Here is a 14,879-nt window from a genome sequence, read left to right on the forward strand (position 1 = left end):
TCCGCGATTTCACTTCCACGAACGGTACCGCAGCCCACCTTTTCACCGAAAGCGAAGTGGGCGTGCGCATCTGCACCGCGCGCGTGACGGACGATTCGTTTCTTGCTACGACGAAGACAGTCACCGTGATCGTCTATCCCCCCGAAGGCGGCCCGGTGCCCCAGCCCCCGGTGGCGATTGCCGGGGCGTGGCCCCTTGAAGGCGATGCCCCGTTTGAAACCACCCTTGTCTGCAACAATTCGTACGATCCCGACGGGCAAATCGTAAAGTACGAATGGGATTTCGAAGGCGACGGCCAATTCGACTGGCAGTCTGGCAATTCTGAAAACATCAAACACACTTACGGTGCCGGTATTTGGAACGCGGTTTTGCGCGTAACTGATAACAGCGGATTAATTGCATTGAAAAACCTAATTCTGGTCTCAAATTCCAGTTCGCTTTACTGGCAGCGCGAATTGGTGCAGCAGCTTCAGGGATCCAGCCAGCTTAAAACCGACATCTTGGAAACCGGTATCGGCGCTGCTGTTTCTCCTGTCACCGGCGAGCTTTGCATCGTTTACGGCGTACGTGACGATATAATGCCAAATAGCACTAAAGACAGAATCAGAATGGCCTTCAAAGGCGGTTCAGGTGGAAACGAATGGCGTTTCGAGGATTATTTCGCAGAACCAGTTCCGCCGCCCGGCTTTCAACCAAGCGTTGGTTATCCCACGCGCCCTGCTTTTTTTGCGGACGGAACAATGGTGGTTGGAACATACTTGACAACTGACGGCCAATTTCGGCAGGCAATATTGATTGAGCGGGACCCATCGGGTGAAATATCCGTATACAACATGGGTGGAATGAACAATATGTACTTTTTGCGGGATTGGCTAGCAGTAAGCACCGGATCCATACAGCCTGCAGTCGGATTTCTATATAGGAACGGGGAGTACGGCAGGCAGTATTCATTTGCGGAAAGGAAGGGCGAAAGCCTGACTGAGCAGGATCCATTTCAGCAGCCCTCCGAAAGACAGTTATTTATTTCCCATATCGATTACGTTATAAACATTCCCGTTATCCTTCAAATCAGGGATTTCATATCCTTGTTTTCAAGGCAGGAAGGGGAATTCCAGGAAGAGCTTGTAACCGTCAATCCGCCAACGCGTGTGTGCATGATAATGCAACAAGACAATATTTCAATACAGTATGCGGCGCAAGACCAGGACAATGTCATTTCAAGGTTAGCAAGCGAGAACGGTTCTTGGGAAAACTCACCTTTTCTGCTGCGGGACTATCCCTTGCTTCAGGCAGTTAGAAAGGCACTCTTTATCGATCAAGGATTCGTGTACATAGCTAGCTTTTACTACGAATCGGATAACTTAACGCGAAATGTGTTTTTATTGGAAGACGGCACTAGCTATTTTAGCGAACCACTGGATGAAACAGGTGCTTATCTAACCAGCATTGATATGGCTCTGGATGACTCGGGTGTCTACGTCGCCGCTGCAGATGAATCCGCTTCGGCTGTTTATCTTTATACGCGCGAATCACCGCTATAGCAGTATGGATTTACTTGCAGATTTGTTAAAAGATGTTAAGCATGTTAAATCTTGTAACGCACGCGTTTATTCAAGCCAATTCTTCGAAATTCAGGTACGATATAGTGGTTTGCAATTCTTCTTGTTGTGAAATTCAGTCACGGGAGCTTCTAATCGATGGCAACAGTTGATTGGGTAGAGGATGGTTCCACGGACATCCGTCCAGACGCGGACAAGGGGCTTCTGCCTTACACAAGCGCGACAAACAAGAACATCGGAAGTTCGTCAAGACGCTGGGGCGCTACTTGGATTGGTGCTCTGGATTCGGTTGGCAACGCGTCTTTCGACGGCAACGCCGATTTCGTGCTGGCCGACGGCGAGCTGTTCACCGTTACAACCGACGACTTCGAGGACCTGGTAAAGGTAATCGGCACATCCAACAAGGTGGCGATAGGCGGCGTGTCCGGTTCGGCCACAGACGGCAGGCTGCGCGTCGTCCAGTTCGACGACGAGGACTCGATCGCCGTACTGGAGCTTGTCCAGACAAGCGACGACGGGCCGATTCTGAAGATCCAGGGGAACGTCCAGTCCGATTTTTCGGGCAACATCTCGACAGATCCCGGCAACGGCGTTTTCATAGCTCCTTTATCGGCCATCGGCCCGGGCGCGACGGGATGGCAGTTCCTGTGCATGGTGAAGTGCCTGATCAACGGAGTCGGCGAGGCGTGGCTTGCGCTTTACGGGCCGGTGACGAATCCGTCGTAAGGGGACTGAAATGGCGGCGGAAAACGCAAACGAGGATCACCATCTTGTACTCAAGTCGCAACCGGACGGAAGCATCGTTGTCAAGCATTACAAACTTGCCGATACGGTAGCGCTTGAGCCGGAGACGGTGAAGACGATAGCCGAATTTCACAACGCAAGATTGGAAAAGATTACGGAAATTGCCGCGGGCGGAATCGACATCGGCAAACTGGCGGCGATTGCAAAGAAGCAGCCTCCCGCCTCAAAACCGACGCGCAAACCGCAGGCGAAAAAGTAGCTAATTCCCAAGCGTGAGTTTTGGTCGTATTACCGGCGGGGAGGAGTTTTCCTTCCCGCTTTTATTTAGCGCCCGACGTTTTTATCATCCCGCGGCCGCGCCTATGCCGATTCCCTCCAGCGTGACCTTTCTCAGCGTATCGCGCTCGCCGAGGCGCCGGCCCGCATCGAGGATTTCAATTCCCGCGATGTTTCCTTCCGCGTCTATATCCAACGCGATTCCGTCACCGATTTCGCGGCAGGTCGTGGTTGTTTCCCTGAAAATTATTCTCAATGCGTCTACTTCAGAATCGTAAACAATTCGCACGATCACAACCTCCATCTCGATATTGAACGCGGCCTTGGAAGGCCGCACTCCTAATCCAGCTCCACTTCGAGCCTTCTGAATCCCTTTCCCTTGTTTTCGACTTTCTTAATCGCGAGCCTGCCGACTTCCGAGAGATTGCGGACGTGCGCGCCGCCGTCCGCCTGCAAGTCAACCCCGACTATTTCGACGATGCGGATTTCGGAAAGCCCCTCCGGCAGCAGGTCAATCTCCGTTCGCAGCAGATCGGGAATTTTCCTCGCATCGTCGGCGGGCAACGAGTAAATTTTCACCTCCGCGCCGCCCGAGAGCGCAGCGTTCACCTCGCGTTCGATCGCCTCCCGGTACTCCGGCTTCCACTCCGGGAATCCGAAGTCCATCCGCGCGCTGCCCTCCCGCACCTGCGCGCCCGTAACCTTGACGCCGTACATCTTCCATATCGTCGCGCAAAGCACATGCAGCGCGGTGTGGTAGCGGCGAAGAAGGTGGCAGTATTCCCAGTCGAGCGAGAGCGAAACGGATTCCCCAGCCGCCGGAACCGCCCCGCCAGCGGTGAAGTGCTTCATCCCTTCCTCGGTCTTTTGCACGTTTATGATTTCGCCCAACGTACCGGCCGCGCTGAAAGCGCCGCGGTCGCTGGGCAGCCCTCCGCCCTCCGCGAAAAAGCAGGTGCGGCCGGGGATGAACCACCCGTCGCCGGATTCGAGAACGGCGGATTCGCAATTCCGGATGGACGGATCGAACAAACTTACAAGCTCGGTAGGCATGGCGGAATTCTAACACCCGCGCGCCGGCCCGCATTTTGAGGTACAATGCGCATGAAACCCCCGGCGCATCGCGGCCTTATTTATTATTCATCTGCCGGGCGGTGGATTATGACTATCGAATCGTGGGGACGGCACCTTTCGCCGGCTGCGGGCGGCGCGGGCGCGGCGCGGCTGAGCGGCTTCGAAAAAATAGCTTTCATGCGGCACGAATACCCTTTTCCGCATCCGGAAGTAGTCCGGCCGGGAAATCCGCAGACTTCTCTTGTCGTATTCGCAAACCTGACCAACTCGACGCAGGATTTGTTTGTAGGCTCGACGCCGTACAGCGTGCCGCGTTGGAAGTCGCGCTGCGTGGAAACCGCTCCCAGACAGACCGACATCTGGCTGAAAGGCGGGGAGCGCAAGTCGTACGACCTGGAAGCGGGCGTCGCATACAGGATTGACATCGTGGATGCTTTTGAGGATGCTTCCGCGCCCACGCCTCCGGAACATACCCGCATAAAGATGAAAATAATCAACCGCGGCAATTCGGCGCGCAATCTGTTCGTAAACGGGGACAAGTGGAGCCCGGTGCACGTGGGGGTCGGGCAGACGGGCGAGATTTCGGTGCCTGGCGGAGAATTCGTATTGTCGTGCCACATCGAGGACCGGCCGGACGCGTGCTTTCTTGTGGTGCGCCCTCAAAAGGACTTCGCGTTCGACATGTTCTAGCGTGTGCGAGTTGAATTTTTATCGCACTTTCATTCTGAAGCCGAGCCTTTTGCACAGGTCGGGAGAGACGCGGAGAATGTCCCGCTCAATGCACCGCGCGCCCGTCCGATTGAACGCGCGGCGCTGCATGAGAAAGAAAAGAATGATTTCGAACGCGGTGGATACCGTCCATGCGACCCACTTTGTGTATCCGCAAACGGCCAGCGCGTCCGTGCGCGCGATGAATTTGTTCAAGCGGATTCCGTGGGTGTCCAGCGCGTAGCAGCTTCCGAGATAAATGATTCTTCCCGCGCACCGGCCTCCGAGTATTTCCGCAAGGTCGTCAAGAGAAACTTCTTCCTTTTTTGCGGGCATCTGTATAACTTCTCCGCCGGGCACGCCATGAAATCCGAGGTACAGCACCGGGTAGTTTGCGTACTGCTTGTTCACCCACTTGCCCAGGTAATACTCGAAATCCGCGCGCGTCGCGATGTTGCGGTGTATGTATGGAATGCGCTCGGTGTCGCGCAGCAGCCGAAGGCCGTTTTCGACCGACGAGGTGTCCCGAAGGTCGTTCGTCCAATCGCCTTCCAGGCAGAAAATTCCCTTTGCATCCTTTTTTCCGAGTGCCATCGTTTTTCCGTGCGTCTTCCCGCGGGGGCTGGCCGCCTCTCGCGGGGAATTATCGGCGGCGATATAGTATAGTGTAAATCCGGCCGGCTGAAGCAATCTCCGGCCTCAAGGAGAGAAATGCAGTTCGACATACCGAGCCTGATGGCGCAGGCTCAGCAATTGATGAAGGAATTCGAGGATCGGAAGGCCGCCGTCGAGGCCGAGCTGGCGGAGGCCACCGTCACCGGCTCCGCGGGCGCCGGAGCGGTCGAAATTTCGCTTTCAGGCGACAGACAGGTGCGCCGGGTCAAAATCGACCGCTCGAAAGTGGACCCCAGCGATGTGGAACTCCTGGAAGACCTCGTGTTTTCCGCTCTTGCCGACGCGCTAAGGCGCGTCGAAGCCATCAACCTGGAGAAGTACGAGGGGTTGTCGCAGAGTGTGACCATCGGGGGAATGGATTTGGGCTCGATAAAGGATTTGTTGGGATAGCGATGATGCCGGAAGCGCTAAGGGCGCTCGTCAGGGAACTCGCCAAGCTGCCGGGAATCGGGCCGCGCAGTGCGGAGCGGATCGCCCTGCACCTTGTGACAAGCGGGGACGTGGAGGCGATTTCACTTTCGAATGCGTTGAAAAACGCGGCCGAGAGTGTGGGATTTTGCCGGGAGTGCGGAGCACTTTCCGAAAAGGGGAAGCTTTGCGCGGTTTGCTCCGACAGTTCTCGTTCCAGAAAAAGCCTGATGATCGTCGAAGGGCCGCTGGATGTGTTCGCGCTCGAGCGCGGCGGATTCTTTACGGGCGTCTATCACGTTCTTGGCGGAGTATTGTCACCGCTCGAAGGAGTAACGCCGGAGGATTTGAAAATTCCGGAGCTGATCGCGAGGATCAGGAAAAACGGAACGAATGAAGCCGTCGTGGCCACAAATCCGTCCGCGGAAGGCGATGTGACCGCCAGTTACATAGCGGCTGAATTGAAGCCGCTGGGAGTACGCGTGACGCGGCTTGCGCGCGGGCTTCCAACGGGCGCACAGGTGGACTACGCCGACAGCGATACGCTGGAGCAGGCGCTGGCGCACCGGACGGAGCTGTAGATGGACGCGGGCGGGCCGCTCGGCGCGGACGGGATAATCGTTGCAATTGAAACGAGCTTCGACGACTCGGCGATCGCGGCCGTCGACGCCGCGGGAACGATCCTTGCGGGTTATGTGGCGGGACGCGTCGAATTGCACCGGGAGTGGGGCGGGGTTGTGCCCGAAATCGCGGCCCGCAGCCACATAACCGACCTGCCCGCGCTGTACTTCGAGCTGAAGCGGCACATCGACACGAAGCGCATAAAGGCGGTTGCGGTAACGCGAGGGCCGGGGCTTGTCGGGAGCCTGCTTGTAGGAGTCAACTACGCGCAGGGACTGTCGCTCGGACTCGGCGTTCCCGTGATGGGATTGAACCATCTGGAAGGACATATCGTCAGCCCGTTTCTGGACGCGGGGGACGGAAATGCACGCCGGGGACGTATCATCGGCGAAATTCCTTTTCCACATATCGCTCTGGTGGTGTCCGGAGGAAACACTCTGCTTGTGCGCGCCAATGCGCTGGGCGATTACACGACTCTTGGAGAAACGCTGGACGATGCGGGGGGGGAGCTGCTTGACAAGATCGCGGTCGCGCTCGGCCGCGATTATCCGGGCGGAGCAACTATCGAACGGCTCGCGGCGCATGCCGACGCGGAAAATCCGGACACGGCGCGCTGGCTTGCGCGGCACCAGCTTCCCGTGCCCATGAGGGAATCAAGAGACCTGAATTTCAGTTACAGCGGGCTTAAAACCGCGGCGCTGCGGCTGATGAAGGCGGAAAACATAACAGCGGGACATCCACTCGAACCCGCTTTTTGCCTAGCGCTGCAGAACGCGTTGAACGAATCGCTTTTCATAAAGGCAGCGGAAGCTTTAAGGGACAATCCCGACTGCAGAACGCTTACGCTGTCCGGCGGAGTGGCGGCAAACTCCGCGCTTTGCGCGAATTTCCGGTCTATGCTCGCTGAAAGCGGCGTCAACGTGCTCGTGCCGCATAAGCCTCTGGCGGTGGACAACGCCGAGATGATGGCGTATCTGGCGTGGCTGATAATCTCCGCGCGGGGCGCAATTCCATTGGACGACGAGGAGCTGGATGCGGAGCCTGGATTGAGGCTTTAGGGCCAAATCCTAGTTTGCCAGCACCATCCGGTAGCGCGCTTCATTGCGCCGCGTCTTGTCCACCGCGTAGTTGACCTCGCTCATCGGCACGGTCTCCGTCTTCGCGACTATCCCGTGCCTCGCGGAAAATTCGAGCATTTCGCGGATCAGTTTCGAGCCGCCTATCGCGCTGCCGCAGACTGACTTCCCTCCTACAATCAAATCAATTCCGTTAACTCCAATCGAGTTCTGGGAAGCGCCGAGGCAAATGAGCTTTCCCTTCGGGCGCAAAATCTTAATGAACGAAGACCAATCGAGGTCGCCGGAAACCGTCGAAAGAATCGCGTCGTGCATTCCATTTTCCGCGTCGGCCCAACCTTCCTCGCCGGTCGCGACAAACCGGTGCGCGCCGAATCCGTACGCTTCTTGTTCCTTCGCGCGTGTGCGCGAGAATGCGGTGACTTCGCATCCGAACGCCGCGGCAAACTGCACCGCGAGATGCCCCAGCCCGCCGATGCCGACGACGCCGACTTTCATGTGCGGCTCGATGCCGTAATTCCGCAGCGGCGTGTAAACGGTTATTCCGCCGCATAACAGCGGCGCCGCGTTTTCGCTATCCAGCGCGTCTGGAATGGGAAACGCGAATCCCGCGTCCACGAAAAGCGACTTCGCGTATCCGCCGGGCCGCCCTACGCAGGTGGCCTGGTTTTCGCTGCAGTGCTGCTCCTCGCCAATGCTGCACCACTCGCATTGGTGGCAACTCCCCGCCTGCCAACCCACTCCGACGCGGTCGCCTTTCTTGAGGTGCGCGACCTCGTCTCCCAAGGCCGCGACTGTGCCGACGATTTCATGACCGGGGATCAGAGGCCATTCTTGCTCGCCCCAGTCGCCGTCTATCAAATGCACGTCGCTGTGACAGATTCCGCAATGCGTGATCGCGATCTCGATTTCGTGCGGCGCGAGTTTGGGTTTGTCGAACTTATGCGGAAGAAGCCGCCCCTTCGCCTCGAACGCGGCGTAACAATTTACTTTGACCATTCAATCAACTCCTTGTCAAAGCTTGAACCTTCCGAACGCGAGCTGCGCCAGGAAACCCGCTACCGGAGGGAAAAAGAACGTGCAGGCCAGACGAACCAGGGTGAACCGCCAGCCGAGGATTCCGATTTCCATCGGCAGCCGGCCGACCGCCCACAGAGACCATCCCGTAACGTACGCGACCAGCGTGCCCACGGACGCGCCGCTTTTGAGCAGCACGGCGACGATGGGCAGATTCACGTACGGGCCGCCGGGCGTGAGTCCGCCGGCGATCGTGCCCAGAATTATTCCGCGCCAACCGGATTCCTGACCTATCCACTTGGACAACGCGGCCGGCGAGATCAGCGATTGCACCATTCCGGCGACTATGAACGCGCAAACCAAAAGCGGCAGCACCTGCCAAGTCATTCCGAGTGCGGATTTGAGGCCGGCGACATGCTGGCCGCCTCCCTTCTGCCAGCCGACGATTAGCAACACGACGGCAAGTATCGCCATGACTATGGTGGGGACAAGCATCTGTGAGTTCCTCCGTTTATCCGCCAAGAAGGGCACCCGCGCCGCACCCGCGAGTCTCGGCGCAGCCGCGAATATATTCACGCGCGAATGGCGTGTCAAGAAATCCGCCGCGGCGGCAGGCAATCCTGCTAACATTGCCGCGTCTTGGGCTCGGCCAACTGGATTCTGATTGCGGCGGGCATTTGCCTGCTTTGCTGGATGTTAGTGCTGCTGCGCGCGGCCGCATTTGCCGCGCTGAATCTGCTCATCGATCCTTTCGATCTTTACCACGGTCACGGACTTTCCCGCAGCCACCCCAATATCCGGCGCAAAAAGCTGGAAATGTTCGCGGAAATGCACACCGCTCCGGGAACACTGATTCTGGGCGCGTCGCGGTTGTACAACCTGGACCTGTCGGCTCGCGCAGAGTTTCCCGCGCCGGTATTCAATTTCAGCGTCACGGTCGCCCGTGCGGAAGACCTGTTGGCTCTATACAAAATCGCCGCCGCACCATTCGGAGCGCCGAAAACGCTTGTTATAGGGATTGCGCCGAACATGTTTCATCCCCGGCTTGGGATTGATTTGGAGGCGGTTGCCACCGGGCGGTTCAGAAAAATCCTGGAGGATGCCCGTGCAGTAAAACCCGATCCGTTTTGGCGGCAGAAGCTTCTGTTTTCGCGGGAGCAAGCCACCGCGTCCTGGAATGCGCTCGTGCGCACGGTCAAAAGGAGGTCGAGCGGGGGAGGCAAATTCCGGTGGCATCCGGACGGTCACCTTGATTGGACGGCATCTCCCGAGCCTGCAAAGCGCGCAAACCGAATCGCTCGGCAGCTTTTTGATTACCCGCGCAAAGGGCTGGCTGTAAACACTTTCACGGAAATTTGCCCGAAGCGCAAAAAAGCGATGGAGGAGCTGCTCGATTCGGCGCGAAATGACGGAGCGCTGATTCTGGTATACATCGCGCCCGATCATCCGGAGCTTCTTGCGCGTTTGATGTCGCTGGGCGCCGGAAAAATATACGCGGAACTCGCCTGCTGGCTGCGCGCCTCCGTGGAAGCGCGCGGGGGAGTATTTTTGGATCTTTCCGGCGACGCGTCCGGGCTGTGGGAAAACGACTTCCGCGACGCGATCCACCTGACAAACGGGGGCCAGAAGGTGATTGCAGAGCTGCTGGCCTCCGCGATCAAAGACCGCCGCTGATGCGACGGCAGTTTGCTAAATCCAGCCTTCCTTTTTGTAGATTTCGATTCCCTTTTTAATTATCGATTCGATTTCCGCGAGTATTTCCGGCGAACCGGTTGTTACGTTGAAGCAGGATTTCCCTTTGAGCATTTTGGAAAGCTCCGGTGAAAAATCGAATTCGTTCCTGTGCGAATAAACCGGCATGCTGTAAAAGCCAACGAAATGCTTCTGGGCGATTATCCCCGCGACATACGTCGGCTGCGGCTTCCTGCCCGCGAGCGCGACTTCCTTCTTGCCGTAAAGGTGGTAACCGGGCTTGTCACCCTTTGCCTGGCTTCCGGGAATCTTTTCGATTGCCGCAAGGCCATTCGAATGCTTGATAAGCAGCTTCTTGATTTTGCCGAATAATTCTTCGATATTTTCCTTGGTCATTGATATCACCCAATCACATTCAAAAGGCAAATTTTCCCCGATGCATCTCCGCCGACGGTGAGCTATTCAAATGCAAACCGGCAAGCGGAGAGGGTCATATCCGAAAGCCGACAACGAAACAGGCGCCCTCTTACCGCATCAGCATTATGCAAGGTCTTGTTGCGATGACGATTGCTGCGGCGCGGTGCGGGCTCACATACAAGGGACTGCAAAGTGCAATTAGGAGAGGTAATTTAGTCGCGAAACGGGCTGGATGGTCGGAAATGCTATACGTGGATTGCCGGAGTTTGGCCGCTTTTCTGCGCCGCCGATAGGGTCAGTTTTCAAATACGGGCACGCTAGAGGCCTCACAGGGCAAAACGACTTTCGGAAAGGGGCGATCCCTCGCAAAAAGCTAGTATTGATGCGGGCGGTGGCAAAAGTCCAGTGGTAGGATGCTCAAAGCCTCCATAACATTGAAATTTACCCCGGTTCCTGCAGCAAGGCGGGCGATTTAAGTGCCTTTTCAGAGCAAAAGCCCCCGCCGTTCTTTTCGACGGGGGCCGGGACAAAATTGGGAGATAATTGAGCACGAGCCAGGGGGGGAATGGCTGTGCTTTCTTGTTACACGTCGAAGCGCTCTTTCTCGCGCCTGACGAGTTCGTTCCAGTACTTCAGCTGCACATTGCCATCTCGCTCCTCCGGCCGCAGCTTGCCGAAAAGGTGCTCATAGCCGGCCTGCAAGATCGGGCGCGCAAGCTCCCAGGTGATTCTGACCGGCTGCCGCTCCCCATACGTCAGGACAACGTCGTTGATATGGAGCTTACGATCCTTGACCAGCACGGCCCCGCCGTCGCGGGAGCCGGCGCCGTTGGTGTTGCCTTCGATCGTTCGAACCTTTCCGCCGCCGAGCGTATCGAGGATGAAGCCGATATGCGAGAAGTGAAATACGACGAGAGCGCCGGGCGGATATTCGTGATCGGCGTGTTCGCCCCTGCTTTTGATTATCCGGTCGTGTTCGCCTCCCCAGGCAGAATACGCGAATGCGAGCGCCGGATACTTGATCCCCTGGAATGGATTCGCGACGCCCAACTCCTTGGCCGCCTGTGCAATGCAGAAGTAGACGAACGCGGCGCACCAGGGTGCGGGCTTGCTTATGCCCGCGGATTCCAAAAACAATTTGACCTGCGGTCCCCAGTTCGAATTGGGCGGCTGCTCAACCACTGACTTGTTACGCCCCGCGACTTCGAGCGCCATTTCCATGAGAGTCATTCAAACCACCTCCATAATCGGAATATCCAAGGCCGTCGGCGATAGGCTATAAACGCGAAAGTCCGGGCGCTTCGCTTGCATCGTCCGGATCATCGCATCAACGATCGGCACGTGCATCCAGGGGCCGCCCGGCCGGTAAAGGTTGGCCGAACCGTCGTAGTAGCCGTTCCCCTTCATGTCTATTCCTACACATACAACCGCCCGACAGCCTTTGTGGAATGCCAGCTGTAAAGCGCAACCGAAGATCGTCGCCCCGCCGCTTGTCAAGGGGTTTTTGAAGTTTGGGGAAAAATCTTTTCCAGGTGCTATACTGGCCTTGGTTTGGGGATAGGCAAACGTATAAAGGAGCGGCGTCAATCCCTTGGCATGCGCCAGGAGGATCTGGCCGAAATCCTGGGATTGGCACCGCAAACAATTAGCGCTTGGGAGTCAGGCAGATCCGAGCCAATGTCGGATAAGATAGATGCGATTTCAGCCGCCTTGAAGGTTGAGCGCTCTTATCTTGAGCCTATTGCTGAATCGCTTCGCTCAGAAGTTTTAGACTCAATCGCGGAGCTTCGGGGCTTGGTGGAGAAAATGCAGTCCGGAAAGCCCGCTCGTCCGGAAGTGCCCCTTTATGCTTCGGTTGGCGCAACCACAGCCCCCGGCGAATCCAACGGCACGGCGGAACCTTTAGAGCGCTTGCCTGTCGGATATGATATTCTCGACTTGGATCCGGACGCGTTCGCGGTTCGCGTTTCAGGTGACTCTATGGCCCCAGAGATTGTCGAAGGGGATGTTTTGTTGTGTTCGCCCGCCGCGCCGGTAAAGACGGGCGATGTTGTTGTGGCGACCACGCCGGATGGCGACCTGGTGAAGCGGGTTAAGAAGCGGGTTCAGGGAATTGAGCTTCAGAGCGCCAATGTCAAATACCCGCCGATTCGCCTTTGGGAAAACCACGGCGTGAAGATCGTCAAAGCGATCAGGCTGTGCCGGGAGTTGTAGGCCTGGAGAAATCCAAGGAGGTATGAAATGAAGATATTAACTGCCTTGTCGTCGGTCTTGCTTATCGCGCTCGCAGGTTGTGGCGGGGGTTTTTCGAGTCCCCTTGCCAGCCTGCCTGGCCCCAACTCAAATCCGGTTCTGGGAGCTTGGCAATTGACTGCTGAGCCAGACGCAAATTCCGCAAGATGGCCTCTCTCGGGAATCGTAGAAATAAGAAGGAACTCCCAAAATGGCGATTTATATCTGGTGGCGCCGGCTAACATCGCTGCAATCGTGGGTCTCAATCCTGGTTGGTGGCTTCGGCCGGACGAATCCAAAACAACACCGGAGGTAATTGCATACCACTGTATAAATCGCATTAGTAACAAGGGCGGTGAAACTGCCTATATTGATTATGACACGGCTGTCGTAAAATATGGTTCTTCCGGCACCACATTCGAATTCACATCGGCAACAAATATGAGCGGTACGGAACCGGATCCTCCTGTCTTTGAAACCGCGGTTTATTACGCAACTAAGCTGTAGTCTGTTTCGGGGAAAGAAATGCTCCTTTTTTCCCTCTTCGTTATTTTTCTTCTACTCTACGGACTAACCGCATTGTATTCTAAGCCGGACAATACTGAACGATCTAGCAAAGGCGGACAACTTAGGACGATGCGGGCCCGCGGCGATATTGATCCTGACAATTGGGGTGATGGTTCAACAGGCATTTTCAGCTTCGAGCCCATTGGATTTTGCGGCAATTACAAGAAGTCGCCGAATGGCCTTTATATGTTCGCCTGGTCGGATATGGACGACAAGATCTGCTTGGTTACTTGGAGCACCCCGAAAGGTAATCCCAGACTGCTTTGGCATAAACGCCAGAAAGCGCCTTGGTGGGGTGACGTTGCCGACAACGGCATTTCGGTATGCGACGCTCATAATCTCGAAAGGCTGACATCTCGCTTAGTGGTCCGCGGTCCTGCAGGCGATTCCTTGGCCGAATTCAAACTACTTGCACTTTTATATGAACCTAATTGTGCTCTTTCGGCTGATGGGCAATACCTCGTCGCTGTCACCAATTCCAACAATCGCGAGGACTGCAAAGACGACAACCAGCTAGTGCTATACGATATTCCAAATCGCCGCAAGCTGTGGCATCGCGATCGTGATTTCTTTGACGGAGTGAAATCGATTGAGTTCACGCGAACTGAATTGATTTACCATTTGGAGGACGGCCAGCGATTTGCCTACAATCTTTTTACAGGAGAATGCCGTGCCCCTGACGAAATGCCCTGATTGCGGGAAGGAGTGAACTCAATGTCTGCATCTGAATTCGACGAAATCAAAACCTGGCGAGGCAGGATTCCTGAACATTTCGATAGGGCAATTATCTGCGAAAATGGCCATTTGATAACCAGTGTTGCCCAATTGCGAACTCATGAAGCTCAAGAACGCTGTTCCAAATGCGGTCTACCCACCATTCAAAGCTGCAAATCTTGCGGAGAAACAATCAATGGAAGCATCGTTCTTGATTGCCCCATACCATTGGTTAGGCTGAAAACTAGGCCCGTAATTGTGCCAGGTTTTGAATTGCCTAAGTTTTGTTCAAAATGCGGTTCCCCTTATCCCTGGACGGAGAATCGCCTGCAGCTCGCGGAACAGATGGCGGCGATGGTAGACGAGCTCGATCCCGAGGGGCAGAGAATCCTTGCGGGTGATTTGAAGGAGATCGCCAACGAGACGCCGGCAGGGGAGTTGGCAGCCGGTCGGATCTGGCATACGTTCAAGAACCTTGGCAAGAAGATCCCGTCGTTTATTGAGAAGTTCATCACCGAAGTTGCAGCAAAGGCGCTGGCGGAGATTGCGCTGCGAGGATAGGTATCTGCGCGCTCCTATTTCCAGCTTGGGGGGCGCTGAATGGTGCGGCCGCTTGCGCACTGGACATTAAGGGGAAACTGGGCCTGGCGCAATATGTTTTCGCCAATATTGAATTTCGTTCCAGCCTCCTGTTCTAACTCCTTGGAAGCCCTGGCGGGAGGGAATACCGGCAGAATGAACTTCCTTGGGAATTCTGCTTTTGCCAACTCCAAAACAGGCAATAGATCGCTATCCGCGGTCACCAGGAGTGCTACATCGAAACGATCGAGAAACAAATCGCAAAGGAGCTCCTTTGCAAGATTGACATCTGTCATTTTTTCCACAGGAACAATATCAATGTTCCCGCACTTGGAGCATTCCTTTTCGATTGTTTTATACTGCCCGAAGTGTATTTCAAGCAATGGCTCGGTTCGAAGAGCATGCAGATAAGCCGCTTGTCGCCGTTCGCTACGAGGATCAAGTGCCCTTGTGGTGCAGTATTTCACGGCAAGGAGTTGTTGGCCGGGCTTCAGTATTAGCCTAACCATTTCCGCTAAGT

Annotated in this window: 21 protein-coding genes; 12 read left to right on the forward strand and 9 right to left on the reverse strand. The window is 55.9% G+C overall.

Annotated features, from left to right (window positions below; all coding sequences use genetic code 11):
* Window positions 1–56 precede the first annotated feature (56 nt).
* The 3 genes from HRF49_07890 (at window position 57) to HRF49_07900 (ending at window position 2,562) form a co-directional block, all read left to right on the forward strand.
* Complete coding sequence (locus tag HRF49_07890; GenBank protein ID MEP0814570.1) at window positions 57–1,541, forward strand: PKD domain-containing protein; 1,485 nt, start codon at window positions 57–59, stop codon at window positions 1,539–1,541.
* Between the two features lie 156 nt (window positions 1,542–1,697).
* Window positions 1,698–2,285 carry a hypothetical protein gene (locus HRF49_07895; protein MEP0814571.1) on the forward strand — a complete coding sequence of 196 codons (588 nt, stop codon included), beginning with the start codon at window positions 1,698–1,700 and terminating at the stop codon, window positions 2,283–2,285.
* Window positions 2,286–2,295: 10 nt separating this feature from the next.
* Window positions 2,296–2,562 carry a hypothetical protein gene (locus tag HRF49_07900; GenBank protein MEP0814572.1) on the forward strand — a complete coding sequence of 89 codons (267 nt, stop codon included), beginning with the start codon at window positions 2,296–2,298 and terminating at the stop codon, window positions 2,560–2,562.
* Window positions 2,563–2,646: 84 nt separating this feature from the next.
* On the opposite strand, the gene HRF49_07905 is transcribed toward HRF49_07900, so the two are convergent.
* Window positions 2,647–2,868, reverse strand: coding sequence for a DUF2283 domain-containing protein (locus HRF49_07905; GenBank protein ID MEP0814573.1), 222 nt, complete (start codon window positions 2,866–2,868; stop codon window positions 2,647–2,649).
* Window positions 2,869–2,918: 50 nt separating this feature from the next.
* Window positions 2,919–3,632 (reverse strand): alanyl-tRNA editing protein, encoded by a 714-nt coding sequence (locus HRF49_07910; protein ID MEP0814574.1) that lies wholly within the window; start codon window positions 3,630–3,632, stop codon window positions 2,919–2,921.
* Window positions 3,633–3,740: 108 nt separating this feature from the next.
* On the opposite strand from HRF49_07910, the gene HRF49_07915 reads away from it, so the two are divergent.
* Window positions 3,741–4,343, forward strand: a complete 603-nt coding sequence (locus tag HRF49_07915) for a hypothetical protein (protein MEP0814575.1) — start codon at window positions 3,741–3,743, stop codon at window positions 4,341–4,343.
* An 18-nt stretch (window positions 4,344–4,361) separates the two neighbouring features.
* On the opposite strand, the gene HRF49_07920 is transcribed toward HRF49_07915, so the two are convergent.
* Complete coding sequence (locus HRF49_07920) at window positions 4,362–4,955, reverse strand: hypothetical protein (GenBank protein ID MEP0814576.1); 594 nt, start codon at window positions 4,953–4,955, stop codon at window positions 4,362–4,364.
* A gap of 117 nt (window positions 4,956–5,072) precedes the next feature.
* Between HRF49_07920 and HRF49_07925 the strand changes: the two genes are divergently transcribed.
* Genes HRF49_07925 through tsaD form a run of 3 tightly spaced genes read left to right on the forward strand, consistent with a single transcriptional unit; the run spans window position 5,073 to window position 7,123 of the window.
* Complete coding sequence (locus tag HRF49_07925) at window positions 5,073–5,426, forward strand: YbaB/EbfC family nucleoid-associated protein (GenBank protein MEP0814577.1); 354 nt, start codon at window positions 5,073–5,075, stop codon at window positions 5,424–5,426.
* Between the two features lie 2 nt (window positions 5,427–5,428).
* Window positions 5,429–6,025 (forward strand): recombination protein RecR, encoded by a 597-nt coding sequence (recR, locus tag HRF49_07930; protein ID MEP0814578.1) that lies wholly within the window; start codon window positions 5,429–5,431, stop codon window positions 6,023–6,025.
* On the forward strand, window positions 6,026–7,123 hold the full coding sequence (gene tsaD, locus HRF49_07935) for a tRNA (adenosine(37)-N6)-threonylcarbamoyltransferase complex transferase subunit TsaD (GenBank protein ID MEP0814579.1): 1,098 nt from the start codon (window positions 6,026–6,028) through the stop codon (window positions 7,121–7,123).
* Between the two features lie 9 nt (window positions 7,124–7,132).
* On the opposite strand, the gene HRF49_07940 is transcribed toward tsaD, so the two are convergent.
* Together HRF49_07940 and HRF49_07945 are read right to left on the reverse strand one after the other, a co-directional pair.
* Entirely contained in the window at window positions 7,133–8,140 is a 1,008-nt protein-coding gene (locus HRF49_07940) for an NAD(P)-dependent alcohol dehydrogenase (protein ID MEP0814580.1), read from the reverse strand.
* A 15-nt stretch (window positions 8,141–8,155) separates the two neighbouring features.
* Window positions 8,156–8,653, reverse strand: coding sequence for a permease (locus HRF49_07945; protein MEP0814581.1), 498 nt, complete (start codon window positions 8,651–8,653; stop codon window positions 8,156–8,158).
* Window positions 8,654–8,797: 144 nt separating this feature from the next.
* Here HRF49_07945 and HRF49_07950 point away from each other — a divergent pair, with 144 nt between their 5' ends.
* Window positions 8,798–9,832, forward strand: a complete 1,035-nt coding sequence (locus HRF49_07950; protein ID MEP0814582.1) for a hypothetical protein — start codon at window positions 8,798–8,800, stop codon at window positions 9,830–9,832.
* 15 nt (window positions 9,833–9,847) lie between these two features.
* Here the strand turns inward: HRF49_07950 and HRF49_07955 are convergent, their stop codons facing one another.
* From HRF49_07955 to HRF49_07965, 3 genes are all read right to left on the reverse strand, one after another.
* Window positions 9,848–10,246, reverse strand: coding sequence for a hypothetical protein (locus HRF49_07955; protein MEP0814583.1), 399 nt, complete (start codon window positions 10,244–10,246; stop codon window positions 9,848–9,850).
* 603 nt (window positions 10,247–10,849) lie between these two features.
* Window positions 10,850–11,497 (reverse strand): CHAP domain-containing protein, encoded by a 648-nt coding sequence (locus HRF49_07960; GenBank protein ID MEP0814584.1) that lies wholly within the window; start codon window positions 11,495–11,497, stop codon window positions 10,850–10,852.
* Window positions 11,498–11,908 carry a hypothetical protein gene (locus tag HRF49_07965; protein MEP0814585.1) on the reverse strand — a complete coding sequence of 137 codons (411 nt, stop codon included), beginning with the start codon at window positions 11,906–11,908 and terminating at the stop codon, window positions 11,498–11,500.
* Between HRF49_07965 and HRF49_07970 the strand changes: the two genes are divergently transcribed.
* The 4 genes from HRF49_07970 to HRF49_07985 are packed head-to-tail and all read left to right on the forward strand — an operon-like array spanning window position 11,864 to window position 14,341.
* A complete protein-coding gene (locus HRF49_07970; protein ID MEP0814586.1) occupies window positions 11,864–12,481 on the forward strand; it encodes a LexA family transcriptional regulator in 618 nt (205 codons plus the stop codon). The genes HRF49_07965 and HRF49_07970 overlap by 45 nt on opposite strands.
* 27 nt (window positions 12,482–12,508) lie before the next feature.
* On the forward strand, window positions 12,509–13,006 hold the full coding sequence (locus tag HRF49_07975) for a hypothetical protein (protein ID MEP0814587.1): 498 nt from the start codon (window positions 12,509–12,511) through the stop codon (window positions 13,004–13,006).
* An 18-nt stretch (window positions 13,007–13,024) separates the two neighbouring features.
* Window positions 13,025–13,759, forward strand: coding sequence for a hypothetical protein (locus HRF49_07980; protein ID MEP0814588.1), 735 nt, complete (start codon window positions 13,025–13,027; stop codon window positions 13,757–13,759).
* Window positions 13,760–13,780: 21 nt separating this feature from the next.
* On the forward strand, window positions 13,781–14,341 hold the full coding sequence (locus tag HRF49_07985) for a DUF2321 domain-containing protein (protein MEP0814589.1): 561 nt from the start codon (window positions 13,781–13,783) through the stop codon (window positions 14,339–14,341).
* A 14-nt stretch (window positions 14,342–14,355) separates the two neighbouring features.
* Here the strand turns inward: HRF49_07985 and HRF49_07990 are convergent.
* On the reverse strand, window positions 14,356–14,879 hold a 524-nt coding region (locus HRF49_07990; GenBank protein ID MEP0814590.1), incomplete at its 5' end, for an NYN domain-containing protein.

This window comes from bacterium, from assembly GCA_039961635.1.
Classification (GTDB): domain Bacteria; phylum 4484-113; class 4484-113; order JAGGVC01; family JAGGVC01; genus JABRWB01.